The 24,223-nt window shown below is 38.4% G+C and carries 19 protein-coding genes; 15 read left to right on the forward strand and 4 right to left on the reverse strand.

Annotated elements, in window-relative coordinates; genetic code table 11:
- Positions 1-39: 39 nt before the first annotated feature.
- The 5 genes from fmt to E2R67_RS03785 all read left to right on the forward strand — a co-directional run bounded on the left by fmt (position 40) and on the right by E2R67_RS03785 (position 5,810).
- Positions 40-993: a methionyl-tRNA formyltransferase gene (gene fmt / locus E2R67_RS03765; protein WP_134289609.1), complete on the forward strand. Its 954-nt coding sequence runs from the start codon at positions 40-42 to the stop codon at positions 991-993.
- A 5-nt stretch (positions 994-998) separates the two neighbouring features.
- Positions 999-2,297, forward strand: a complete 1,299-nt coding sequence (gene rsmB, locus E2R67_RS03770; RefSeq protein WP_134289610.1) for a 16S rRNA (cytosine(967)-C(5))-methyltransferase RsmB — start codon at positions 999-1,001, stop codon at positions 2,295-2,297.
- Positions 2,298-2,348: 51 nt separating this feature from the next.
- Positions 2,349-3,725, forward strand: a complete 1,377-nt coding sequence (gene trkA, locus E2R67_RS03775) for a Trk system potassium transporter TrkA (RefSeq protein WP_134289611.1) — start codon at positions 2,349-2,351, stop codon at positions 3,723-3,725.
- A gap of 10 nt (positions 3,726-3,735) precedes the next feature.
- A complete protein-coding gene (locus E2R67_RS03780) occupies positions 3,736-5,181 on the forward strand; it encodes a TrkH family potassium uptake protein (protein WP_134289612.1) in 1,446 nt (481 codons plus the stop codon).
- A 152-nt stretch (positions 5,182-5,333) separates the two neighbouring features.
- Positions 5,334-5,810 carry a hypothetical protein gene (locus E2R67_RS03785; RefSeq protein WP_134289613.1) on the forward strand — a complete coding sequence of 159 codons (477 nt, stop codon included), beginning with the start codon at positions 5,334-5,336 and terminating at the stop codon, positions 5,808-5,810.
- Positions 5,811-5,911: 101 nt separating this feature from the next.
- On the opposite strand, the gene E2R67_RS03790 is transcribed toward E2R67_RS03785, so the two are convergent.
- Positions 5,912-6,421, reverse strand: a complete 510-nt coding sequence (locus tag E2R67_RS03790) for a lactoylglutathione lyase family protein (protein WP_134289614.1) — start codon at positions 6,419-6,421, stop codon at positions 5,912-5,914.
- A gap of 144 nt (positions 6,422-6,565) precedes the next feature.
- On the opposite strand from E2R67_RS03790, the gene E2R67_RS03795 reads away from it, so the two are divergent.
- A complete protein-coding gene (locus E2R67_RS03795; RefSeq protein WP_134289615.1) occupies positions 6,566-7,450 on the forward strand; it encodes a LysR family transcriptional regulator in 885 nt (294 codons plus the stop codon).
- Here the strand turns inward: E2R67_RS03795 and rmuC are convergent.
- Positions 7,442-8,821 (reverse strand): DNA recombination protein RmuC, encoded by a 1,380-nt coding sequence (gene rmuC / locus E2R67_RS03800; RefSeq protein WP_243836946.1) that lies wholly within the window; start codon positions 8,819-8,821, stop codon positions 7,442-7,444. The genes E2R67_RS03795 and rmuC overlap by 9 nt on opposite strands.
- Before the next feature lie 570 nt (positions 8,822-9,391).
- On the opposite strand from rmuC, the gene glmS reads away from it, so the two are divergent.
- The 8 genes from glmS (at position 9,392) to hsdR (ending at position 20,548) form a co-directional block, all read left to right on the forward strand.
- Positions 9,392-11,224, forward strand: coding sequence for a glutamine--fructose-6-phosphate transaminase (isomerizing) (gene glmS / locus E2R67_RS03810; protein ID WP_134289617.1), 1,833 nt, complete (start codon positions 9,392-9,394; stop codon positions 11,222-11,224).
- A 400-nt stretch (positions 11,225-11,624) separates the two neighbouring features.
- Positions 11,625-13,097, forward strand: a complete 1,473-nt coding sequence (locus tag E2R67_RS03815; protein WP_134289618.1) for a class I SAM-dependent DNA methyltransferase — start codon at positions 11,625-11,627, stop codon at positions 13,095-13,097.
- Positions 13,090-14,304 carry a restriction endonuclease subunit S gene (locus tag E2R67_RS03820; protein ID WP_134289619.1) on the forward strand — a complete coding sequence of 405 codons (1,215 nt, stop codon included), beginning with the start codon at positions 13,090-13,092 and terminating at the stop codon, positions 14,302-14,304. The genes E2R67_RS03815 and E2R67_RS03820 overlap by 8 nt, the downstream gene beginning before the upstream one ends.
- 46 nt (positions 14,305-14,350) lie before the next feature.
- Entirely contained in the window at positions 14,351-15,712 is a 1,362-nt protein-coding gene (locus E2R67_RS03825) for an RNA/DNA-binding domain-containing protein (RefSeq protein ID WP_134289620.1), read from the forward strand.
- On the forward strand, positions 15,705-15,845 hold the full coding sequence (locus tag E2R67_RS03830; protein ID WP_208379456.1) for a hypothetical protein: 141 nt from the start codon (positions 15,705-15,707) through the stop codon (positions 15,843-15,845). Before E2R67_RS03825 ends, E2R67_RS03830 begins: the two co-directional genes overlap by 8 nt.
- Positions 15,821-17,050 carry an RNA/DNA-binding domain-containing protein gene (locus tag E2R67_RS16820; RefSeq protein WP_243836947.1) on the forward strand — a complete coding sequence of 410 codons (1,230 nt, stop codon included), beginning with the start codon at positions 15,821-15,823 and terminating at the stop codon, positions 17,048-17,050. The genes E2R67_RS03830 and E2R67_RS16820 overlap by 25 nt, the downstream gene beginning before the upstream one ends.
- A gap of 25 nt (positions 17,051-17,075) precedes the next feature.
- Entirely contained in the window at positions 17,076-17,825 is a 750-nt protein-coding gene (locus tag E2R67_RS16825) for a Fic family protein (protein WP_243836948.1), read from the forward strand.
- 74 nt (positions 17,826-17,899) lie between these two features.
- Entirely contained in the window at positions 17,900-20,548 is a 2,649-nt protein-coding gene (gene hsdR / locus E2R67_RS03840) for an EcoAI/FtnUII family type I restriction enzme subunit R (RefSeq protein ID WP_134289621.1), read from the forward strand.
- A 402-nt stretch (positions 20,549-20,950) separates the two neighbouring features.
- Here the strand turns inward: hsdR and E2R67_RS03845 are convergent, their stop codons facing one another.
- Both E2R67_RS03845 and E2R67_RS03850 read right to left on the reverse strand, forming a co-directional pair.
- Positions 20,951-21,568, reverse strand: a complete 618-nt coding sequence (locus tag E2R67_RS03845; RefSeq protein WP_134289622.1) for a helix-turn-helix transcriptional regulator — start codon at positions 21,566-21,568, stop codon at positions 20,951-20,953.
- Complete coding sequence (locus tag E2R67_RS03850; RefSeq protein WP_134289623.1) at positions 21,565-22,938, reverse strand: type II toxin-antitoxin system HipA family toxin; 1,374 nt, start codon at positions 22,936-22,938, stop codon at positions 21,565-21,567. Before E2R67_RS03850 ends, E2R67_RS03845 begins: the two co-directional genes overlap by 4 nt.
- Before the next feature lie 272 nt (positions 22,939-23,210).
- Between E2R67_RS03850 and msrA the strand changes: the two genes are divergently transcribed.
- On the forward strand, positions 23,211-23,801 hold the full coding sequence (gene msrA / locus E2R67_RS03855) for a peptide-methionine (S)-S-oxide reductase MsrA (protein ID WP_134289624.1): 591 nt from the start codon (positions 23,211-23,213) through the stop codon (positions 23,799-23,801).
- Positions 23,802-24,223 lie beyond the last annotated feature (422 nt).

The following is a 24,223-nucleotide window of genomic DNA, read 5'->3' on the forward strand; positions in this document are numbered from 1 at the left end:
TTTTATAACGTGTCTAAACATATTATCTAAGGTTGTTCTTTGGAAAAGTTAAATATTATCTTCGCTGGTACGCCTGATTTTGCTGCTAATCATTTACAAGCATTAATTGATGCTGACTTTAATGTTGTGGCGGTTTATAGCCAGCCAGACCGTCCAGCAGGGCGCGGCAAAAAACTAACGGCAAGTGCAGTAAAGGAAGTGGCTTTAGCTAATGATATTGCTGTTTATCAACCAGAAAACTTTAAACAAGCAGAAAGCGTAGAACAACTTGCTTCGTTAAATGCTGACCTGATGATAGTGGTTGCCTACGGTTTAATTTTACCAAACAGTGTTTTAACCACACCGCGTTTAGGGTGCTTAAATGTACATGGTTCATTATTACCAAGATGGCGAGGTGCAGCACCTTTCCAACGCGCTATTTGGGCGGGTGATAAAGAGACAGGTGTGACTATTATGCAAATGGACGAAGGCCTGGATACGGGCGATATGCTTAAAAAAGTCACTTGCCCGATTGATGCCGATGAAACCAGTGCTTCTCTATATGCCAAAGTCGCCAAACAAGCACCATCAGTATTAATTGAAACCATTAAGCAATTACAAGCTGGTGAATTAACAGCAGAAAAGCAAGATGAAAGCTTAGCCACTTACGCGAAGAAACTAAGCAAGAGTGAAGCGTTAATTGATTGGAATGATGACGCTGAGTTTATCGACCGTTGTATTCGTGCCTTTAACCCTTGGCCAATTAGTTATTTCGAATGGGCAGGGCAAGTTATTAAGGTGCATCAAGCTAAGATAGTAGCAAGCACAAGCAATGAACCAGCAGGCACCATAGTGAATGTTGATAAAAAGGGTATTCAAGTCGCGACTGGTAAAGGCGTACTTAACCTTGAAGTGATTCAGTTAGCAGGCAAAAAAGCCATGCCTGTACAAGATGTATTAAACTCCCGCCGTGAACTGTTTACCGTTTCTAGCAACTTACTCGAACAAGGTTAAAGATAATGAATGTACGTGCAATTGCGGCTAAAGTGTTAAATCAAGTAGTCGAAAAAGGGCAGTCATTATCGCAAGCATTGCCAGCTATTCAGCAAGACCTATCGCCTAAAGACAAAGCCTTAGTGCAAATGCTTTGTTACGGTGTGTTACGCACCCTTCCTCGTTTAGACTTCTTTTGTCGTTCGTTAATGAAAAAACCATTAACCGGCAAACAACGTGATTTACATTTTTTGATTCTGGTGGGGATTTACCAATTATTGTATACGCGCATTCCAAGTCATGCGGCAGTAGGAGAAACGGTTAATGGTGCGAAAGCGCTTAAAAAGCCCGCGTTAAAAGGGATGGTTAATGGCGTTTTAAGAAGTTTCTTACGTGAACAAGAAAGCCTGATTGAGCAAGCGGATCAACAACCTGCTTTATTATATTGTCATCCAAGTTGGCTAGTGAAACGTTTGCAAGCCGCTTATGGTGAAGAAAAAGCAGCGCAAATCATGACTGAAAATAATCAGCAAGCACCGATGTGGTTACGCGTAAATTCACGTTTTCATGATCGTGAGCAATATCTTGATTTACTAAAAGCGCAGGATAAGGCCGCTGAAATTGCAGAGTTTAACGACAATGCATTGTGTTTAGAAAACGCCTGCGATGTGTATCAACTACCTGGCTTTGAAGAAGGTTGGGTCTCAGTGCAAGATGGTGCCGCACAATTAGCCGCTCATTACTTAGATGCACAACCTAATGATTTAGTATTGGATGCCTGTTCCGCTCCGGGTGGAAAAACCGTTCATACATTAGAATTACAACCTGAGCTTAAGCAAATGGTTGCCGTTGATTTTGATGAAAAGCGTTTATTACGCGTAAAAGAAAACTTAGCACGTTTAAACTTACAAGCGACTGTGATTCATGGTGACGCATCAAAACCTGACGACTGGTGGAATGGCGAACAGTTTGATCGTATCTTATGTGATGCGCCTTGTAGTGCAACTGGAGTTATACGTCGTCATCCAGATATTCGTTGGTTACGACGTGATAGTGATATTAGTGAACTAGTGTCACTACAAAAAAATATTTTGAATGCATTGTGGAAAAAATTGAAACCGGGCGGCGTGTTGTTATATGCAACCTGTTCCATTTTGCCCGATGAAAACGATTTACAGATTAATGATTTCTTAAAAACAACAAGCGATGCATCATTGATTCCATTATCTACACAATATAATGAACAAGTAACACCTCGCCAAATTTTGCCAAATGAGCAAAAGATGGATGGTTTTTATTACGCAAAATTACAGAAAGCGTTATAACTCTGTAAGCGATCAAGTATCGACGCGTAAATTGATAAGCAGTGAGATGACATGAAAATTATTATTTTAGGTGCAGGACAAGTTGGCGCTTCTTTAGCTGAAAACTTAGTTGGCGAAAATAACGATATTACCGTGGTTGATGAAAATCACGAAGCGCTTCAAGAACTGCAAGACCGTTTCGATTTACGTGTTGTACAAGGTAGCGCATCAAGTCCTCAAACATTAGGTGATGCCGGCGCAATTGATGCCGATATGCTAATTGCCGTGACCAATAGCGATGAAGTGAATATGGTGGCTTGCCAAATCGCTTTTACCTTATTTAATGTACCTAAAAAAATTGCGCGTATTCGTTCTCAAAGTGTCGTAATGCACGAGAAAGAGCTATTCAATAAAGACGCTTTTCCTATTGACCACATTATCGCGCCAGAAAAGTTAGTGAGTGATTACATTGCACAGCTAATTGAATATCCAGGGGCAATGCAGGTTGCTAACTTTGCAAATGGTAAAGTGGGTTTAGTGGCTATTCGAGCTTATTACGGTGGTTCTTTAGTAGGAAGCGCACTATCAGCGCTAAAAGAACATATGCCAAATATCGAAGCGCGTGTTGCCGCTATTTTTAGACGTGGTAAAGCGATTCGCCCACAGGGTACAACCATTATCGAAGCTGATGATGAAGTCTTCTTTATTACAGCAAGTCCAAATATCCGCGCCATTATGGGTGAAATGCAAAAGCTTGAGCATCCTTATAAACGCATTATGATTGTGGGTGGTGGTTATATTGGTGAAAGCCTTGCGAGACGTTTAGAAAAAGAAAACTCAGTGAAGTTAATTGAAAAAGACTTCCGTCGAGCAGAATATTTATCTGAAACCTTATCTAATACTATCGTCTTTTGTGGTGACTCTTCAGATCAAGATTTGTTATTAGAAGAGCATATTGAGCAGACCGATCTGTTTATTACTGTGACCAATGACGATGAAGCCAATATTATGTCTGCGATGTTGGCAAAACGTTTAGGTGCACGAAAAGCCATGGTGCTCATTCAACGTAATGCTTATGTGGATTTGATCCAAGGTAATATCCTTGATATCGCGATTTCTCCGCAACAAGCAACCTTGTCTGCACTGTTAACACACGTTCGTAAAGCCGATTTAAAGCACGTTTATTCATTACGTGAAGGATTTGCCGAAGCCATTGAGATTGTCGCTCGTGGTGACAAAATGACGTCTAAAGTCGTCGGCAAAGAGTTGTCTGAACTGAAGCTGCCAAAAGGGACTAGTGTTGGTGCGATTGTACGTGACGAACAAGTATTAATTGCCCACGATGACACCGTCATTGAAAGTGATGATCATGTGATATTGTTCCTAGTGAACAAAAAATACATCAGTGACATCGAAAAATTATTCCAACCAAGTCCGTTCTTCTTATAAGCATTCGTTTATGAATTATCGTCCGCTGTTTTTTATCACGGGATTAGTATTGTCGAAAATGGCAGTATTTATGTATTTCCCTATGATTCTAGCGTTTTACACTAATACGCTGGGTGGGATTGAATTTGTTTTTTCAATCGTGATAACGCACATCGCCTCTATCTTTTTTCTTTATATAGGTGATGAAAAACATCGCTCGCATTTAGGTGTGAGGGAAATGTTTTTATTAACCACTGGAGTCTGGGTTCTAGCGAGTTTATTTGCTGCTTTGCCCTTTGTGTTTATCGAACACATTAGTTATACCGATGCCTTTTTTGAAACCATGTCAGGGATCACCACAACGGGAAGTACTGTATTACATGGTTTAGATAATATGCCGCAAAGCATTCTATTATGGCGATCCATTTTACAATGGTTAGGCGGTGTTGGTTTCATCGTGATGGGTGTAGCTATTTTACCTTTCTTAAATGTGGGAGGTATGCGTTTATTCCAAACCGAATCTTCAGATTGGTCAGACAAAGCGGAATCTAAAACCCGTCGTGTCGCGCTTGATATTCTATTGGTTTATATCGCACTTACCTTCTGTTGTTATATTGGATACCGACTTTCTGGTATGCATAGCTTTGATGCGGTTAATCATGCTATGACAACCATCTCGACTGGTGGTTATTCAACTTCAGATGGATCAATGGGACACTTTTCTACCTTTGCGCATTGGAATGCTATTGTCTTTATGTTTTTAGGTGGTTTGCCCTTCTTATTATTGATCCGAGCGGTTACTAAAAAATCACTGAAACCCTTATGGCAAGATGCGCAAATTCTTGGCTTCTTAAAGTTAGTTTTATTTTGTGCATTAAGTTTAAGTATTTACCTGATAGTTACCCACCAATTCTCTTGGCTAGATGCAATCCGCCTTAGCTTATTTAATGTGGTTTCTGTGGTCACAACGACAGGGTTTGGCTTGGATGATTTTTTGACTTGGGGGGATTTCAGTATCGTTATCTTCTTTGGTCTGTTATTTACAGGTGCTTGTTCTGGGTCGACGGCTGGTGGTATTAAAATCTTCCGCTTTCAAATTGCCTTTGCACTATTAAAACGCCAATTAATGTTATTAATGCATCCACATGCTTTATTCCCTCAGAAGTATAATAATCGTAATGTGAGCGATGAAATCTTACGTTCTTTGATTGCTTTTGTGATGGCTTATATCGCCACTATCGTTGCCGCAACTTTATTGCTTGCTCTGTTTGGCTCTCCAGCAATGACAGCATTAACCGCATCTATTACTGCTGTATCAAATGTTGGTCCGGGCTTAGTGGCTGAAATTGGTCCATCGGGTAATTTTGCTGCATTACCTAATGCTTCTAAATGGGTGTTATCGATTTGTATGCTGATGGGGCGTTTAGAAATATTAACCGTTGCGGTAATGCTAACGCGTCATTTCTGGCGTCGTTAAAAAGTAATAGCATCGACTCTGGTTTTATGAAGCTAGTTGTTAGTCATTGATTGTTTCACTTAATGTCGTTCGTGGTTATGGCTGAAAAACTGAATCGTTTTTCTAAAAAATCATAGGATAAAGTTTTTCTTGATGGTGGTGAAAATAAAATAATGAACAGTGCAGAACTAAGTCAAAAAATATTGCAGCTTACTCAGATAAAAACTGACTACCTTGCCAATATTTCAAAAATACTAAACGTGAAGCTGCATCGGGTTGAGCAAGTTGAAGATCCCTTTCTATTAATACCTATACCTACAAATATCGAGTTATATCAGTCAAAAGACTTTGATAACGGCTCTTTGTTACGCTCAGTTGAAGCTAAGATATTTACCAGAGACAGTGAAAATATAGGTACTCTTTCCCTATCGCTAGTTGAAGGGGAGAATATTTACGTTGAAGAGTTAATTGATGGGGCTTCTTTAACTAAAGCGGACACGCAGATCACTCAGATTATTCCTGAGATTGACTCATGTCTTATTACCTATCCGGTTAATGGTAATCATGTGATCTTTTATCAAAAAATAGCTGATAACTACAAGTTAACAGATATCATTATAAATACAGTGAAGGTAAACCATCCAAGCTGAGTTTTCTCTTATCAATGATTATTTTAAGCAATAACTGGCGAACCCATTTTTAAAGCAAAACAGTCAACCTCGTTGCAATGAGATTGACTGTTAGTGACTCATTACTTACTTGCGTAAGCGCCACTAGCATAATGTAATTCGTAGCTGTGGCTGTAAATTTCCAAGATATTACCGAATGGGTCTTCCATATAAATCATGCGGTAAGGTTTTTCGCCTGGGTAATAGTAACGTGGTTCTTTCATGCGACGCTTTCCACCAGCAGCAACGATTTTATCGGCTAACTCTTCAACATTTGGATCTTGAACGCAGAAGTGGAAGATACCTGTTTTCCAGTATTCAAAGTTATCTTCAGGATTCTCTTGGTTTTTGAATTCAAATAACTCAACGCCAATGCGATCGCCTGTCGATAAGTGCGCAATACGGAAACGTTCCCAACCTGCACCAAATACATCGGTACACATTTCACCAATCGCGCTATCATCTTCAACAACATCGCTTGGCGCCATGATGGTGTACCAACCTAATACTTCAGTATAAAATTTTACTGCCGCTTCTAAATCCGGTACCGAAATACCAATATGTGAAAAACTACGTGGGTAAGCATTACTCATTATTTATCTCCTTTTAATGAACCTGTTTAAGTTAGGAAGATAATAAAGAACAATGAATGGTATGTTAAATTATCATTTGTTATCACTTTAATAATATTTTGTTATGATGTGGTTTTGGATAAAAGCCCTCAAAGAGAATTTAAAATGATCAATCAAAAGCATTTAACGACGTTTATGAAACTGGTTGAGACAGGGCATTTCACTAAAACCGCGGATCAGTTGTTTATGACGCAACCGGGTGTGACTCAGCATATAAAAAAACTGGAGCAACACTTTGATACTTTATTGTTGCAGCGTTATGGTAAACGGTTTGAGTTAACGCTAGCGGGAGAAAAACTCTATCAAACAGGTTTAACGATGCGCTCTTTAGAAGATCAGTTAAGCGAGCAAATTAATCAAGATGATCCAAACCAAGGCAATTGTTCACTTGCCTGTTCAGGCTCTATCGCAAGCTTTTTATATCCGCATTTTATTAAGCAGCAAACATTACATCCTCAGTTAACCATTTCCGTAGAAGCTGCGCCGAATAAAAATATCATTAATGACTTATTAACTAACCAAGTTGACCTTGGCATTGTTACCGTTGAAACGTTTCATGAACAATTAAAGCAAACATTAGTGGGCGTTGAAGAGCTGCAATTAGTGTTACCAGCAAGCATTGAAGTGAATGCAGAATGCGGATTTAAAGAGCTGAATCAAATAGGTTTTATTAATCATCCAGACGGATTACATTTTATAGAAAAAGTGTTTTCAGCGAATTTTAAGGAAGAATACAAAGGAGCGGAAAGTTTAAACATCAAAGGTTATGTTAATCAGTTACAACAAATACTCTTGCCTGTTGCTGAAGGAGTGGGTTTTACAGTGTTACCCAAACGTGCTGTTTTACAGTTTGAGCAACAATCTAAATTGCGTGTTTTTCCCTTACAGCAAAGCGTTCAAGAGGCTTTATATTTAACTCAAAAACGTTACCGACAATTGCCTATACGTTACCAATGGTTTGAGAATAAAATTAAAACGCTATTAGTTTAGCTGTTTATCGTCCGCATCACTTACCGATTTATCTGATTGATTATGCTCAGTGAGTTGTTCTGCTATTGGTCGTTTAATCGGTACGCCTAAACCTTTTAGTTGTTCTGCTTGTTGAATCAAATTGCCTCGACCTGAGCTCAACTGCTTAACTGCGCTGGTATAGGTTTTCTGCGCTTTATCTAACTGCGAACCCACTTCTAAAAAGCTATCGCTGAATAAGCGTAACTTATCGTATAACTTACTGGCTTGCTGCGCGATCAGTTGTCCATTCTTCTCTTGATGCTCAAAACGCCATAGGTTTTCAATGGTTCGCAAAGCAATCATCAAGTTACTTGGACTTGCCAGTAGAATATTATGATCTAACGCTAATTGCACTAAACTTGGGTCGTGATCTAAGGCGCTGATAAAGGCTGGCTCAACGGCAACAAAGAGCAACACATAATCTAATGTATTGGTGCCAATTAAATCCTGATAGTCTTTTTTGCCTAAGCCTCTAATATGTTGACGAATGGATAAACAATGCGCCTCAATCGCTTGCTTCTGCTCGGAGACATCTTGGCTATTAAAATAACGTTCGTAGGCAACCAAAGACACTTTAGAGTCGATAATAATATGGCGTTGTTGCGGTAAATTAACCACCACATCGGGTAAGAATCGCTGCCCTTCCGTATCTTTCAAATTCACTTGTGTTTGGTATTCATGGCCTTCGCGTAAACCTGAGTTTTCTAAAATACGCTGTAAAACCACTTCACCCCAATTACCTTGTTGCTTGTTATCGCCTTTTAACGCATTGGTTAGATTTTGTGTCTCCTGATGCATCAAGCTATTTAAGTTAGCGAGTTGGTCAATTTCACGTTTCAAGTTAAAGCGTTCTTTGCTTTCATTAATATAACAATCGTTAACCTGTTTCTTAAACCCTTCCAATTGCGTGCTTAAAGGATCTAATAACTGTTTGATGGATTGCTCATTAAGCTGCTTAAACTGCGTAGATTTGTCTTGGAAAATGCGTTGCGATAACACTTCAAACTGTTGGCTTAACTTCGCCTCTGTGGCTTGTTGGTCCTTTAAACGCTGTTCGCCAGCTTGTAAACGCACGTCAGATTCTCTAAGCCGAGAAGTGAGTTTATTTACCTGTATTTGTAAGCTTTCGTTATGCAAGGTTAAATCTTCAATTTGAACTTGTTGTTGTTGGCTCAATTGCGTTTGATGCTCAAGGTTTTGTTCAGCTAATTTAAACTCAAGATGCTGTGAGATTAATTTCTGTTTATTACGCGAATAGGCGATCACAACCAATAATAAAACAACAAACAGCGAGCCACTTAACATAAAAAGTAAAAGCTGAATATTATTAACAATCAGATCCATTGGCATTTTAGTATTCCAATTTTTTCAAAATAGTTTTAACGAACGGGTTTAATCGATTCCAACATAATAAAAAAGCAAGGTAGAGTGCTAACACTAACCATTTGTGTATGTTTTTGCCTTGGTCCAAATCAGCAAAGCTAAATGGCGTATAGCAGGTGTCTATAATTTTAATATAGAAAAAAATAATAATTGGAATAATAAGGACGGTGAGTAATTTCCAGATTAAAGACAATATTTGATTAAGCGAGTGATTAAACATGGTGTTTCCAATCTGTAACATAAGAGCTGTAACTTTAAACAGTAATTGAATATAAGTGAATAGCCAACATTAAAAATACGAACGTGTAGCCTGATTTTATATAAATTTATGTTACAACTTGCATATTTGTGCGCTTTTCATAGTTTTATTTGCATTTTTTATTACAAATTTAAGTTTTTTGCATGTTTGTGCTGTTTTGTGCGTGATTTTGGTTTGAAAATGCACTAAAGTAGCGTTAATTATTTATTAACTCTAAATCTAGTGAACAAATAGTCATTGCTCGGTGGATTTAAACACTTATTCTGAAGGGGAAAATTATGTGCGGTATCGTTGGTGCAGTTGCGCAAAGAGAAGTATCTGAAATCTTAATCGAAGGTTTAAAAAAATTAGAATATCGCGGATATGATTCTGCAGGTGTTGCCATTGTTGATAGCGAAGGTAAATTAACGCGCGTTCGTCGTTTAGGTAAAGTGAAAGAATTAGCCGATGCCGTTGCAGATTTAAATACAATGGGCGGCACAGGTATTGCGCATACACGTTGGGCGACTCACGGCGAACCTTCTGAAGCGAATGCACATCCACATGTTTCAGCTGATATCTCTATCGTACATAACGGTATTATCGAAAATCACGAACCGCTACGTATTTTATTACAAGAACGTGGTTATGTTTTTCAATCACAAACCGATACTGAAGTCATTGCGCATTTAGTGGAATGGGAATTAAGAACCTCTAGTTCATTACGTGAAGCAGTACAAAAAGCAGTACCACAATTAGATGGTGCTTACGGCATGGTGGCATTGGATAGTCGCGACCCATCACGTTTAGTGGTTGCTCGTTCAGGTAGTCCGATCGTTATAGGTCACGGTGTTGGTGAAAACTTCCTAGCATCAGATCAACTTGCATTATTAAACGTAACACGTCGTTTTACTTACCTTGAAGAAGGTGATGTAGCAGAAATTACACGTCGTGACGTGAATGTGTTTGATCATAATGGTAAAGCAATTGAACGTGAAATCATCGAATCAACGGTTGAGCAAGATGCTGGTAGTAAAGGTAAATACCGTCACTTCATGCAAAAAGAAATCTTTGAACAACCAACTGCATTATTAAGTGCATTGGAAGGCCGTATTAATGAAGACAGCATTTTAGTTGAAAGCATTGGTAATGGTGCAAAAGAAATCTTATCTAAAGTAGAACACGTTCAAATCATCGCTTGTGGTACGTCATACAACTCAGGCATGGCGGCACGTTATTGGTTTGAAGCTGTAGCTGGCGTAAGTTGTGATGTTGAAATCGCGTCTGAATTCCGTTACCGCGACTTTGTGGTTCGTCCAAACAGCTTATTACTGACATTGTCTCAGTCAGGGGAAACAGCAGATACATTAGCGGCGTTACGTTTAGCGAAAGAGAAAGGTTACATGTCGGCAATGTCAATTTGTAACGTATCAGGCTCTTCATTAGTACGTGAATCTGACCTTGCATTTATGACACGCGCAGGAACAGAAATCGGCGTAGCATCAACGAAAGCATTCACAACACAATTGGCAGCAATGTTAATTTTAGTGACTGCAATTGGTAAACAGCAAGGCACTATCAGCAAGCAAAAAGAAGCTGAGATCGTGAAAGCATTACATTCATTACCAGCACAAGTTGAAAAAGCCTTAGCCTTCGATAAAGAAATTGAAAAGCTGGCGACAGACTTTGCAGATAAACACCACACATTATTCCTAGGTCGTGGTGAATATTACCCAATCGCGATGGAAGCGGCGTTAAAACTGAAAGAGATTTCATACATTCACGCAGAAGCTTATGCAGCAGGTGAACTAAAACATGGCCCATTAGCCTTAGTTGATGCGGATATGCCTGTTGTGGTGGTTGCACCAAACAATGACTTGTTAGAAAAACTAAAATCAAACGTTGAAGAAGTACGCGCACGCGGTGGTTTGTTATATGTATTTGCCGATGAAAACTCAGGTTTTGAACCATGCGATGGCATGAAAATCATCTCATTACCGCACGTTGATCCAATCATCGCGCCAATCTTCCACACAGTACCAATGCAATTATTGTCTTATCATATTGCATTAATCAAAGGTACAGATGTAGACCAACCACGTAACCTAGCGAAAGCGGTGACTGTGGAATAAGGAAAAGGTGGGTTTGTTAGAAAATAACAAAGCCATTTATTCATAAAGCTTGATGTTAAATAGCGATAATATTTAAAATATTATCGCTATTTTTTTACCTGCTTTTTGAAATGCAAATGGCAGACTATTTTATCTCATGGAATAAACGATAAAATAGACAGCAGAATAAGCGCGAGTGTTGATAATAAAAAGAATGTTTCTCTTTAAAAAATCAAAATAAGTCACAACGCCCTCTTTTAATTCAGTTAAGCACAAGACCTGATTAAAAAAATAGGTGATACTTAGTCTAAGGTTAACTTATTCAATTAAGTATCCAAAAACCAATAACACGAATCACAATATAAACACGGCAATATAACGCATAGGTCGTGAAAAAGAGCAAAGCTCACTAGGAAAATGAATGTTTGAACAAGTATTTAAAAATATCGATGATATCTTCCATAAAGATGCAGGCTGTTCTTCAGAACTAGATTACACCGAACAATCATCATGGATGTTATTTTTAAAATACCTCGACGATCTTGAATTTACCAAATCGCAAGAAGCTGAAATGATGTTGGAAACTTACCAATACATCATTGATGAACCTTACCGTTGGAGTGCTTGGGCGGCACCCAAAGATGCCGAGGGCAAGTTTGACCACAACAACGCTTTAACAGGCGACGATTTAATGGACTTTGTGGACGGTCAATTATTCCCTTACCTCAAAGGATTTAAACAACGCGCCGATAACGCCAATACCATTGAATATAAAATTGGTGAGATTTTTAGTGAAATAAAAAACAAAATTCAAAGTGGTTATTCGCTGCGTGACGCATTAGAAAAAGTAGACCAATTACGTTTTCGTTCACAGCAAGAAAAACACGAATTGAGTCATTTGTACGAAGCTAAAATTAAAAACATGGGTAACGCAGGGCGTAATGGTGGCGAATATTACACACCACGTCCCTTAATTCGTGCCATGGTAGATATTATTCAACCGAAAATTGGTGAAACTATTTATGATGGCGCCGCAGGCTCGGCAGGCTTTTTATGTGAAGCTTATGATTATTTACGCCAAGGTGGGCGTGACAAAAAACAGCTTAAATCCAGCGATTTAGAAACCTTACAAACAAAGACTTTTTACGCCAAAGAGAAAAAGTCATTGGCTTACGTTATCGCTATTATGAACATGATATTACACGGCATCGAAGCGCCTAACGTATTGCACACCAATACCTTGTCTGAAAATTTACAAGATATTCAACCAAGCAATCAACACGACATCATTTTAGCGAACCCTCCTTTTGGCGGTAAAGAACGCAAAGAAGTGCAAGAGAACTTCCCCATTCAAACGGGCGAAACTGCCTTCTTGTTTTTGCAGCACTTTATTAAAATGTTGAAACCCGGCGGCCGTGCAGCCATTGTGATTAAAAATACCTTTTTAAGTAATACCGATAACGCCGCCATTAAATTACGTAAAGAGTTATTAGAAAACTGTAATTTACACACGGTATTAGATTGCCCCGGCGGTACCTTCTTAGGCGCAGGTGTAAAAACCGTGGTGTTGTTCTTCACCAAAGGTGAGCCAACCTTAAATACTTGGTTTTATCAACTTGATGTAGGCAGAAACTTAGGGAAATCTAATCCGTTAAACGATAATGACTTAAAAAACTTCGTGGAATTACAGACAGAATTTAAAGAAACGAAACAGTCGTGGTCTATCAATAAATCAGATTTGAACCAAGAAACATTAGATCTTCAAGTTAAAAACATTAATCAAGAAGACGAAAAGCCGCTTCGTAGTCCTGAGGACATAATTTCAGAAATATCTAGCCTTGATGCTGAGAGTAAAATGCTAATTAGGAATATTGAGGCATTAATCAATGGGTAAATTTGAGAAACTTGGAGACGTTTGTGACTTTGTTGGGGGTTCTCAGCCAGCTAAATCAAATTTTGTTTATGATTTAACTGATTTAGATAAATCTGCATATACCCGCTTAATACAGATCAGGGATTATAAATCGGACAAGCATATTGTTTATATTCCTAAAGTTAGTACTAAGAAATTTTGTAAAGCAGATGACGTAATGATTGGCCGTTATGGCCCTCCAGTCTTTCAAATTTTAAGGGGGCTTGAAGGCGCATATAATGTAGCTCTAATGAAAGCTATCCCTAAATTGGGTTTACTTAATAACGAATACCTATTTTATTTTCTTATGTCCCCAAGTATTCAAAATTATATTATTAAGTTGTCTGAGAGGGCTTCGGGACAAACAGGGGTAAATAAACCGGCTCTACATGGCTTCCCTATCCTTGTCCCTAGCATCTCAGAACAAAAACGCATTGTGGCATTGCTCGACACTGTGTTTGCCGATTTAGAACAAACACGCGCTAAAACCGAACAAAACCTAAAAAACGCCCGCGAGTTGTTTGATAGTTATCTACAACAAGTATTTAGCCAGAAAGGTGATAGTTGCAATATCCGTTCAATGTCAGATAAGTCGATGCTTTTAATGATTGACGGTGATAGAGGAAAAAATTATCCCAAAAAATCTGAATTTCTTCCTGAGGGGCACTGTTTATTTTTGAGCACCAAAAATGTAAGGCCAGATGGATTTCTATTTGATCAAACAATGTTTATTGATGAAAGTCGTGATAGCTTGCTAAGAAAAGGCAAGCTTGAGAGAAATGATGTTGTTATCACTACTAGAGGAACTATTGGCAACTTGGCTTTATACGATGATGGAGTTGAGTTTAACAATATTCGTATCAATTCAGGCATGTTAATTCTTAGACCTAATAGTGAAATTATTCTTCCTTCATATTTGTTTGAAATAATGAGGTCAGGAATTGTGCGTAAGCAAATTGATGAAAAAGTATCAGGTGCAGCTCAGCCCCAATTACCTGTGAACACGCTCAATTCATTTAGCTTTCCAGTGCCATCATTAGAAGAACAAAAGCATATAGTTGATCTAACTAAAGAAGCTGAAGTGAAAATAAATGAACTAACTAGGATCTATACAAAAAAGTTAGCAGCAATAGACGAACTAAAAAAATCCATATTACAAAAAGCCTTTAGTGGTGAATTAACGCAATAAGCCGAGCTGAGTTAACTAGATTAAAGCAACTAAATAGGGTAAATAAATGTCCGATTTAAAAAGTACCTCATTGATCGAAAGCCAACGTATTGAGTTTAAGCGCGAGCTGACCGATGGTTTAGAAAAAGAAGTGGTGGCTTTTTTAAATGCAAAAGACGGCGGCCTTATTTATATTGGTATTGACGACCAAGGCAAAGTGGTTGAGTTAGGCGATCTCGACAAGCTGCAATTAAAAATTAAAGATCGTTTAAAACATAATATTAACCCGTCAACCATGGGATTATTTGATGTGTTGATTGAGCCTTACCAAGGTCAACAAGTCATTAAAATTGTGGTGGCACGAGGTTCAGAGCAACCTTATTTTTTAAGTAAAACCGGTATGTCGCCTAAAGGGTGTTTTATTCGCATTGGCTCCGCCGCTGAGCCCATGCCACAACGTATGATTGAAACCTTATTTGCCACACGTACTCGTAACTCCATTGGCAATATGCGATCACGCAATCAAGCGTTACATTTTGAACAACTTAAAATTTATTACCAAGAACGAAACTTGCCTTTAAACGATCAATTTGCCCGTAATTTAGAATTATTAACCACAGAAGGTGATTTTAATTATGCCGCTTATTTATTAGCAGACGACAATGGTATGTCCATTAAAGTCGCGAAATACGCAGGGTTGGATCGCGTTAATTTAATTGAAAATGAAGAATACGGTTATTGTTGTTTAATTAAAGCCACCAAAGCCGTGTTAGAAAAGTTAAAAGTAGAAAACAAAACTCTTGCCACTATTACCGATACCACGCGTAATGAAAGTAAACTATTAAATCCCATCGCACTGCGAGAAGCGGTGATTAACGCCATGATCCATAATGCTTATAGCCGTGATGTGCCGCCTAAATTTGAGTTATTTGCCGATCGCTTAGAAATCACTTCCGCTGGTGGATTGCCACAAGGTTTTAGTGAAGCTGAATTTTTCATGGGCTATTCAGTACCACAAAATAAAGAGTTAATGCGCGTATTTAGAGACGTTGATTTAGTGGAACAACTTGGCTCTGGTATTCCGCGTATTTTACAAAGTTATAGTAAAGACGCTTTTTATTTTACAGAGAATTTTACGCGTTTAGTTTTACCCTTTAGCCAAGTGTTAAACACTACCGGACAAGTTACCGGACAAGCTACCGGACAAGCTACCGGACAAGCTGAAAACTTATTAAATTATTGCCTTGAACCAAGAAGCACCAAAGAAATGATGGCTTTTTTAAAGGTGAGCCACCGAGAACATTTTAGAGATAATGTGTTATTACCACTGCTTAATACAAAGCAATTAAAAATGACGATTCCAGATAAACCTAAAAGCCCCAAACAGCGCTACTTGACGGTTACCAAAATGGACAAAGCTCATGACTAGAAACGAATCAGAAACACGTGCAGAGTTAATCTCGCCTAAGTTAACCCTAGATGGTTGGGGCGTGATCGAGCACAGCATTATTCGCCGTGAAAATAAACAGGAGCGAACATGTTTCACATTGAAGATAAAGTAGATTTGTTGGCTCTTTCTGAGTCTGCTGAATTAGAGTTTAAATTAGCTGAAGGCCAAGATGGCAAGGGAAAGCTACCTAATGATTTCTGGCCCACTTATAGCGCAATGGCGAATTGTCGGGGTGGTTATGTGGTGCTAGGTGTACGTGAAAGAAAAGGAAACTTGACACTTGCTGGTATTAAAGAGATTGAAACGGTTCAAAAACAACTGTTTGATATTGCCGACAATGCTGGCAAGGTAAATATCAACCTACTTAACAATGATAACGTGAAAGTCGTTATCATTGAGAAAAAGCAATTATTGGTTATTAAGATTCCTGCTGCACGACGAGAACAAAAGCCTGTTTACTTAAAAAATCAACCGATGAAAGAAACCTTTATCCGTTTGCATGAAGGTGATCACCGTTGTAGTGAAGAACAAGTTAAGCGTATGTTCGCGGAGCAAGTAGAAAGTAGCCGTGACGATAAGATATTGATAGGCTTTAATTTTGCTGATATTGATATTGGCAGTTTAAGTGCTTATAAAAATTTATTTGCAGCGGCTAAGCCGCAACATCCTTGGTTAGAACTTGAGCTTTTTGAGATGTTTAAGCAATTAGGTGGGTGGAGAAAAAATCGTCAAACTGGTGAAGAAGGGATAACATTTGCAGGTGTAATGATGTTTGGTACATGGGACGCTATTCAAGAGGCTGCACCTAATTACTTTGTCGATTATAGAGAACGTGATGAAGCTAATACCCAACGTTGGATTGATCGCATTTATCCTGATGGGTCTTGGTCCGGAAATATATTCGATTTTTATCGACGAACCTATCGAAAATTAATTACCGATCTAAAAGTACCATTCGAGTTACAACAAGGCAGGCGCATAGATGAATCTAAAACCCATGAAGCAATTCGTGAAGCCTTAGTTAATACTTTAGTTCACGCTGATTACACAGGTAGAAGCTCAATATTAATCATTAAGCGGCCCGATTTATTTGGTTTTCGTAATCCAGGTTTAATGAGAGTTCCTCCTGAAATTGCCGTAAAAGGTGGTGAAAGTGATTGTCGTAACCGAAAAATGCATCAAATGTTTTTGATGATTGGTGCTGGTGAACGAGCAGGTTCAGGTATTCCGAAAATATACAGCGGTTGGGAATGGGCAAAATGGAGGAAACCAAAACTATATGAAAAACAAAACTATATGAAAAACAAAACTATATGAAAAACAAATCCCTTCTGAGCAAACATTGTTAGAGCTTTCTACTGTCAGTTTAATTCCTAAGGAAGTCACCGATCTATTAAGTAATTTATTTGGTATTCGTTTTTATGACCTGAATGAACTAGAGCAAATGATAGTAACCACAGCAGCTATTGAGGGTTGGGTTAATCATGAACGAGCATGTCAGTTAACGAGTAAGCATTCTCGAGATGTGACTTTAGCTTTACCTAGGCTTGTAGACAAAGGTTTTTTGGTTGCTGATGGTATAAAAAAAGATAAATCTTATAGCTTACCTGGTATGGAACCTCTTTCACCTGAAGATATATTTACCAATACGTTAACCACTTTAGATAACTTAACGCATAGTGATACAAGCTTAACGCATAGCGAACTAAACTTAACGCATAGTGGCTTAAACTCTAAAGCGGAAACATGTGATGAACGCGACGTAGAAGGTCGTTTTATCAGTGATAAGCTTAATAAACCATTTGTTGATGAACTTGATGCATTAACTGAAAAGTTTAGAATTGAACTTAACGCATTAGGTGCTCAAGCTAGAGAGCATAAACGATTAGATGTTGATACGATGAAACAGTTAATTAATGAGCTATGTAAAGGCCATTATATTTCAGTATCGGTACTTGAAGTTTTACTTGATAGAAGAGCTCAAAGTCTTCGTCAGTACTATTTAAAACCAATGATTTCTGATGGTGTGTTGCAGATGGCTTTTCCGCATAAACCGAATTCACCATTACAAGGCTATAGCACTGTTGATTAGCGTGTTTGAGTGATTTTTTTTACCATCAATATGGTCTCAGAATAATAAGTGATTGTTAAACGCAGGTAAGTGTAATGACTAGAAACGAATCAGAAACACGTGCAGAGTTAATCTCGCCTAAATTAGCCTTAGATGGTTGGGGCGTGATCGAGCACAGCATTATTCGCCGTGAAGTGAGCATTACCGCTGGGCGCATTTTAGGTGGTGGTAAACGCGCTTCAGTTCTGAGTAGTGATTATGTTTTAGAATTTCAGGGGCGAAAATTAGCGGCCATTGAAGCTAAAAGAGAAAGCTTAAGTTATACCGAAGGTGTGCGCCAAGCTAAAGACTATGCGCAGCGTTTACAATGTCGTTTTGCCTATGCGACTAACGGCCACGATATTTATCAAATAGATATGGTGACAGGTGTTGAAGAGTTGGTTGACCATTATTTAGCACCCACTGAAATGTGGCAACTTACCTTTGCTGATAGCGCCCTTTCTGATGCTGATTCTTCTAACAATAATGGCGTTGTTATTACTGGTAAAACGGAACCTCATTACACATCAACATGGCGTACTCGTTTTTCAAAAATCCCCTTTGAATGTAAAGGCGATTGGCAACCTCGTTATTATCAAGAAAATGCGATTAACCAAGCGCTAGAAGCAATCGCTTTAGGTAACAATCGTATATTACTTACACTTGCAACAGGGACGGGTAAAACTTGCATTGCATTTCAGACTGCATGGAAGTTATTTCACAGCCGTTGGAGCCTACAAGCGGCAAAAAATCCAAGTCATGCTAAAAAGCGCCCACGCATTTTATTTTTGGCTGATCGTAATGTGTTAACCAAACAGGCGTTTAATGATTTTGGGGCGTTTGGTGAAGATGCTGTAGTGCGCATTACGCCGAGTGAAATTAAAAAAGCCAAGGGTGTGCCTAAAAATGCCAGTATCTTTATGGCCATTTTTCAAACACTAATGACAGACTCTGCGACTAATGCTTCAAATAGTACTTCAACTAATACAAGCGGAGAAACATTAGAAGAACTTGAAGACGAAGATTATGAGTTACCGATTTTAGCGGATACAAGTAATTGTCATTTCAGACAATATCCCGAAGATTTTTTCGACTTTATTATTATCGATGAATGTCACCGTGGGGGCGCAAATGATGAAAGTTCATGGCGCGATATTCTTGATTATTTTGCACCCGCGGTACAGTTAGGATTAACTGCAACACCAAAGCGTACAGACAATGCCGATAGTTATAAATACTTTGGCGATCCCGTTTATAGCTACACGTTGAAACAAGGTATTAACGATGGTTTTTTAACGCCCTTTAAAGTTTATCCGATTATCGGCACGATGGATGAGTACATTTATACGCCGGGTGATGCGGTTACTTTTAAAGGCGAGCCTGAAGCGGGCAAGTTATATAAAGAAGGTGACTTTAACCGTATTATCAGCATGCCACAGCGTGAACAAAAGCGTGTGCAATATTGGATGGATCATATTAATCCTAATGATAAAACCATTGTGTTTTGCGCTACCCAAGAACACGCAGGGCAAGTGCGCGACACTATCAATCAATACGCGGTGAAAAAAGGGTGGACAACCAACCCAAGCTATTGTGTTCGTATTACTGCTAATGATGGTGCGGCAGGTGAAAATGACTTGCGCACATTCTGTGATAATGAAAAAACTATCCCAACTATATTAACTACTTCGCGTAAGTTATCGACAGGTGTGGATGCACGTAACGTCAGAAATATTGTATTAATGCGTGAATGTAAAAACATGATTGAGTTTAAGCAAATCATTGGCCGCGGCACACGCATGTATGATGGGAAATCATTTTTTACTGTGTATGACTTCGTTAAAGCACATCATAATTTTGCCGATCCTGAATGGGATGGTGAGCCTTTACCGCCTAAAGACAATCCAGAAGAAGCTTGCGATATTTGCAACGTCAGTCCTTGTGCTTGCCTCTGTGAAGTTTGTGGCTTCAATCCATGTAATTGTCAGGATGAGGACATAGATGAACCCTGTGGAGAATGCAATCAATCACCTTGTGAATGTGTTGTTCAGCCAACAGAGCCTTGCAATCAGTGTGGGAATACACCATGCAGTTGTGATTTAGGTGATGACGAGAAAACAGGAAGACCAGAAAAAATATTCATTACCTTAACAGATGGTAAAGCTCGCCAAATTCAGCACATGAAAAGTGTTTTATTTATGGGGGCCGATGGCGAGATGTTAACTGCTAAGCAATTTTTAGAGCAAATGTTTGATGATTTACCGCGTTTTTTTGGTAATGAAGATGAGTTGCGTGACATTTGGGGAAACCCAAGTACACGCCAAAAACTATTAGAGGCATTACACGACGCAGGTTATGACGATGAAAAACTCGATAGCATGAAAACCATTATTGATGCGAAAGACAGTGATGTTTATGACTTGTTGGCTAATGTGGCTTATGCGAGGGAAACACACACGCGTAAAGAGCGTGTTGAAACAGCTAGAGCAAGCATTGTGAGAGAGTTTACTTACAAACAAATCGAGTTTATTGAATTTATATTAGATAAATACATAGAAGATGGCGAACAAGAATTAGCCGCTAAAAAAATGCGTAGTTTAGTTGAGCTGAAATACAATACGATTAATGAAGCGACTGCTGAGTTTGGTTCACCGTCTGCGATCAGAGAAACCTTTATCGGATTTCAAAAATATTTATATGAGTAATGTCATAAATAGCTGTTTTAGCATTATATTTGCTTTGTAGATTGGGCCATCGATTGTTTGATAGATAATAGTTCTTGAAGTGAAGTAACCTTTTGAGCTGCCTTTTACATGCACACGTTTTTTGATTATGTTGTGCACATAAAAATGACGTAAACATGTTATCTGCTTTATTTGTGATTGAAGATAATCGAAGGTGTCTTGTTTTTTGCCATTATCAAGTGAAGCCATATCGTTTTACTGCGAAGCAGAATACATATTCTAAGATCGATATAAACTATCAATCTACGACCCATTATATTTAGCCACAACAAGCTATCAGTTTCACAAGCAACCTAATTACCTTTCAAATTTGAGCTTAATAGTTAATAAAAAACACGCTTATTTGATTATTTTTGTTTGGCCTTACTCGGGAAAATGCCTAGCAAATTCATCACCATTATCATCTAGAACGCTTTTCAATACAGTGGGGGAGATTGGGATCAAACCTACATTTAAACCAAAAGGCTTGAACACTTTATTCAAAACCTCAACGCTTGGGTTACTTCTGTTGTTTTCTATATCAGAAAGTTTTTTACGAGAAACGTTAACTAATTTCGCATATTTTTCCTGGTTAAAGCCTAGTACCTGTATGCGCAACTGAATTAAGGCATCTCCTTGTGTGATGTCTGAAAATAGCAATTTAGTCATAACACTATTAATAATTGCTTTACGTAACTTTGTGTCCTTAATCGCTGTGTTCGTAGACGAACGTTGCCTAGTTTGAGTTCCATCACTCTTTGTTGTATTACTTCCAAGTACTTTACGCCTAGGTAAAGTAGCCTTCTGAGCAAGAGTTGCTTCTTCGACTTTTTCAGCTGCCATATGGAGAACGGATTCATCAACTCGATTCGTTTCAATTTGACTGTGTGCAGTCTCGTTCCTAGACTCGATACGCTCACCTTTATTGTTAAATTTTAGGTTCTTATCTGCATTATTTTTTTTAAGAAAATTGACCGTATTAGTTAAGCTTTTCTTGCTCATAATAATTCCCATCGTTGTAATTTTTGATCTAAAAAATCAAACCCAAATATTGGCATATTAATTATTTGCTCAGGAACACCACGGTCTATTAACCTTTGCTTTAAGCCCACTAGTTGGCGTGCTGTTACCTTTAATTCATTCATTAATACTTCTGGGTCAATCAAATCACTTAAAGAGTGTGCAATATTGATAAAGTTAAAGTCGCCACCCAACTCTAAATCTGGCGCTGCCCACTTGGTTGTTCTTGGTATGCCTTCTGGATCCGCTTTCATAGGAGCAAAGTCATAAATGGGGGTTAATCGGATCCCTTTTTCATCTCTATAAAATGAGGTGTTTCGACCGTGGTTATCGCTATTACCAAAGGCAATGTTTAATAAATCACGGCGAACCCATTCAATGATAAATGCCTCAACATCAAAGAGGAGGTCTTTCTCTTTGACCGTGTTACTTTCGGTGATCAGAGCAATCAACTCACGTATAGTCTCGCCATGATCTAAAATAGTTCCAGGCGGTTTCTTTAGCATTGAATACACAGACTCCATTGCATAACGCTTGGTCGTTCCATCTGCTTGGGTTGTTATATCGAACCTTGGTAACCAAAGTGAATGATGGTTATCACCTTCTTCTAGTTTCATGTCTGCGACAGGTATAGTACTAAAACCCATATCAGTTAATTCATGATAATAATGATACTCTGCAACTAACACTGCATCATCAATGCCGCTTCTGTTTCCTCTTGGGAATTTAACAAGGTAATACATATCATTGATATTTGTATTTTCTTGGTAGGTATCTATCCACACAGCATCATTTTTACTGCGTCTTAGTAGTAATTTGGGGGCTTCTCCTCCGGCTCCAGTTGCACCGCCAGCTGCAGCTCCCCGAGTTTGTGCGTAACTTAAAAAGTCTGCGCCTCTATTTGCTACCTCTGAAACTTCAAAGTATTGAGTTGGCACTTTAGTAACCGCTTCGATAGATTCTTTGATGCGTAAATTTCCAATGGGAGAAATAGCGCCATATGCTAACAACACGAATTTTTGTTGGTTCGCTGACATCCCCTCTGTATCTATTTGTGTTAGCCAGTATTTACGGCTTGAACCACTAGGGATGATGTCGTCAATGAACTTCAACCAACCTTGTTGCCCACCGTCATCAAAAAATAATTGAACAGGGTGATTGATAGATACTGCATGATGATCATCTGCAAAAAGATTCTGAGTCGCATAGTCCGATTCATAATGAACTTCAGTAGCGTCAAATGTGTAGTCAGTATTTTTGGGGAATATTATCTTCGCGATATCTTTCCATGCATTATCAATGAAAGCTTGTACAGTGAGCTCATTTAAATTTTCAAAATTAATCGCTTCCATTGAATATTCTCCCTAGACTCAATGAGCATTATGTTACTCAAAAAACCAATAAAAATCAAATAAAGTGTTTTATAGTACTCAGAGTTTGTTGTTATTTGTTTTTTTGAGTTTTATAGTGCTCAATGTTTTTAGGCGATACATTTTTGGGTGTTATAAAATTCAATTAATCTACTGAGCAATGAAATTATTATTGCTCATGTCGGGTCTACTACTATGATATGACTTCGTCCGTCTATCACAAAGCTAGAAATAAGATGTTAAAAGAGAGTGTTATGAAAAAATTAATAGGGTTAATGTTATCTGCTTCGATGCTTTTTTATGTGTCATTGGCTAGTGCTGAAAAAACAGTATTAGCGGGTGGATGTTTTTGGTGTATAGAATCTGATTTTGAAAAGCTACCGGGTGTGACTGATGTTGTTTCAGGATTTACTGGTGGTGAAGTTAAGAATCCAACTTACCAAGGCAATCACAAAGGGCATTATGAAGCGGTTGAAATCACTTACGATGCTAAACAAGTGAGTTATCAACAGATATTAGATCACTACTGGGTGAACATTGACCCTTTTGATTCAAGAGGTCAGTTTTGCGATAAAGGCCATGCTTATTTAAGTGCCGTTTTTGTTGCCAATGAAGAAGAGCGTGCGTTAGCTGAGAAATCTAAGCAAGCTGTGATTGATGAGTTCTCTGATCAAACCGTAGTGACGCCTATATTAACGGCAAGTACTTTTTACCCTATTAAAGGTAATGAAAGTTACCATCAAGATTATTACAAGAACTATCCGTACCGCTATAAAGCTTATCGCTGGAATTGTGGCCGTGACCAACGCTTGAAAGAAATCTGGGGTGATAGAGTGACGCATTAATTAATGCTTAACCACTGTTACTAAATAAAATTCTTAATATAAAAAAGCCAGCTTGAAGCTTAATCCCGAGCAGTTAAGAAAAATTAGCTTATTTTTAGCGCAAGAAGATCAAAATCCTATGCCTCAAAAGGTCATGGGATTTTTTATGGAACATTCAGAGAGCACTTGCTCGCTCGTCAATTAATACCAATTTCGTTAAATATGTTACCTAAATTTTGCGAAGAAGTGGGCTGTTTTAGCCAGAAAAATAGATAAGCTATTTATCGTGATTAGTATAACCGTCTTACCGAATTTTCTTCTTTGTCTGATATCTTAGAGCTGGATATTATTGAATCTTGCCTGCAATCTAACGGCATCGCTATGTTAAGAAAACGAAAACTCTCTATTGATACCGATATACTCACCAGGCAATGTCCCGAAAA

Origin of the sequence: Psychromonas algicola, assembly GCF_004378355.1 — a bacterium.
Classification (GTDB): Bacteria; Pseudomonadota; Gammaproteobacteria; order Enterobacterales; family Psychromonadaceae; genus Psychromonas.

Coding starts and splice junctions, on each gene's coding strand:
- rsmB (WP_134289610.1), top strand. CDS start 999: ATGAATGTACGTGCAATTGCGGCTAAAGTGTTAAATCAAGTAGTCGAA.
- trkA (WP_134289611.1), top strand. CDS start 2,349: ATGAAAATTATTATTTTAGGTGCAGGACAAGTTGGCGCTTCTTTAGCT.
- E2R67_RS03780 (WP_134289612.1), top strand. CDS start 3,736: ATGAATTATCGTCCGCTGTTTTTTATCACGGGATTAGTATTGTCGAAA.
- E2R67_RS03785 (WP_134289613.1), top strand. CDS start 5,334: ATGAACAGTGCAGAACTAAGTCAAAAAATATTGCAGCTTACTCAGATA.
- E2R67_RS03790 (WP_134289614.1), bottom strand. CDS start 6,421: ATGAGTAATGCTTACCCACGTAGTTTTTCACATATTGGTATTTCGGTA.
- E2R67_RS03795 (WP_134289615.1), top strand. CDS start 6,566: ATGATCAATCAAAAGCATTTAACGACGTTTATGAAACTGGTTGAGACA.
- rmuC (WP_243836946.1), bottom strand. CDS start 8,821: ATGCCAATGGATCTGATTGTTAATAATATTCAGCTTTTACTTTTTATG.
- glmS (WP_134289617.1), top strand. CDS start 9,392: ATGTGCGGTATCGTTGGTGCAGTTGCGCAAAGAGAAGTATCTGAAATC.
- E2R67_RS03815 (WP_134289618.1), top strand. CDS start 11,625: ATGTTTGAACAAGTATTTAAAAATATCGATGATATCTTCCATAAAGAT.
- E2R67_RS03820 (WP_134289619.1), top strand. CDS start 13,090: ATGGGTAAATTTGAGAAACTTGGAGACGTTTGTGACTTTGTTGGGGGT.
- E2R67_RS03825 (WP_134289620.1), top strand. CDS start 14,351: ATGTCCGATTTAAAAAGTACCTCATTGATCGAAAGCCAACGTATTGAG.
- E2R67_RS03830 (WP_208379456.1), top strand. CDS start 15,705: ATGACTAGAAACGAATCAGAAACACGTGCAGAGTTAATCTCGCCTAAG.
- E2R67_RS16820 (WP_243836947.1), top strand. CDS start 15,821: ATGTTTCACATTGAAGATAAAGTAGATTTGTTGGCTCTTTCTGAGTCT.
- hsdR (WP_134289621.1), top strand. CDS start 17,900: ATGACTAGAAACGAATCAGAAACACGTGCAGAGTTAATCTCGCCTAAA.
- E2R67_RS03845 (WP_134289622.1), bottom strand. CDS start 21,568: ATGAGCAAGAAAAGCTTAACTAATACGGTCAATTTTCTTAAAAAAAAT.
- E2R67_RS03850 (WP_134289623.1), bottom strand. CDS start 22,938: ATGGAAGCGATTAATTTTGAAAATTTAAATGAGCTCACTGTACAAGCT.
- msrA (WP_134289624.1), top strand. CDS start 23,211: ATGAAAAAATTAATAGGGTTAATGTTATCTGCTTCGATGCTTTTTTAT.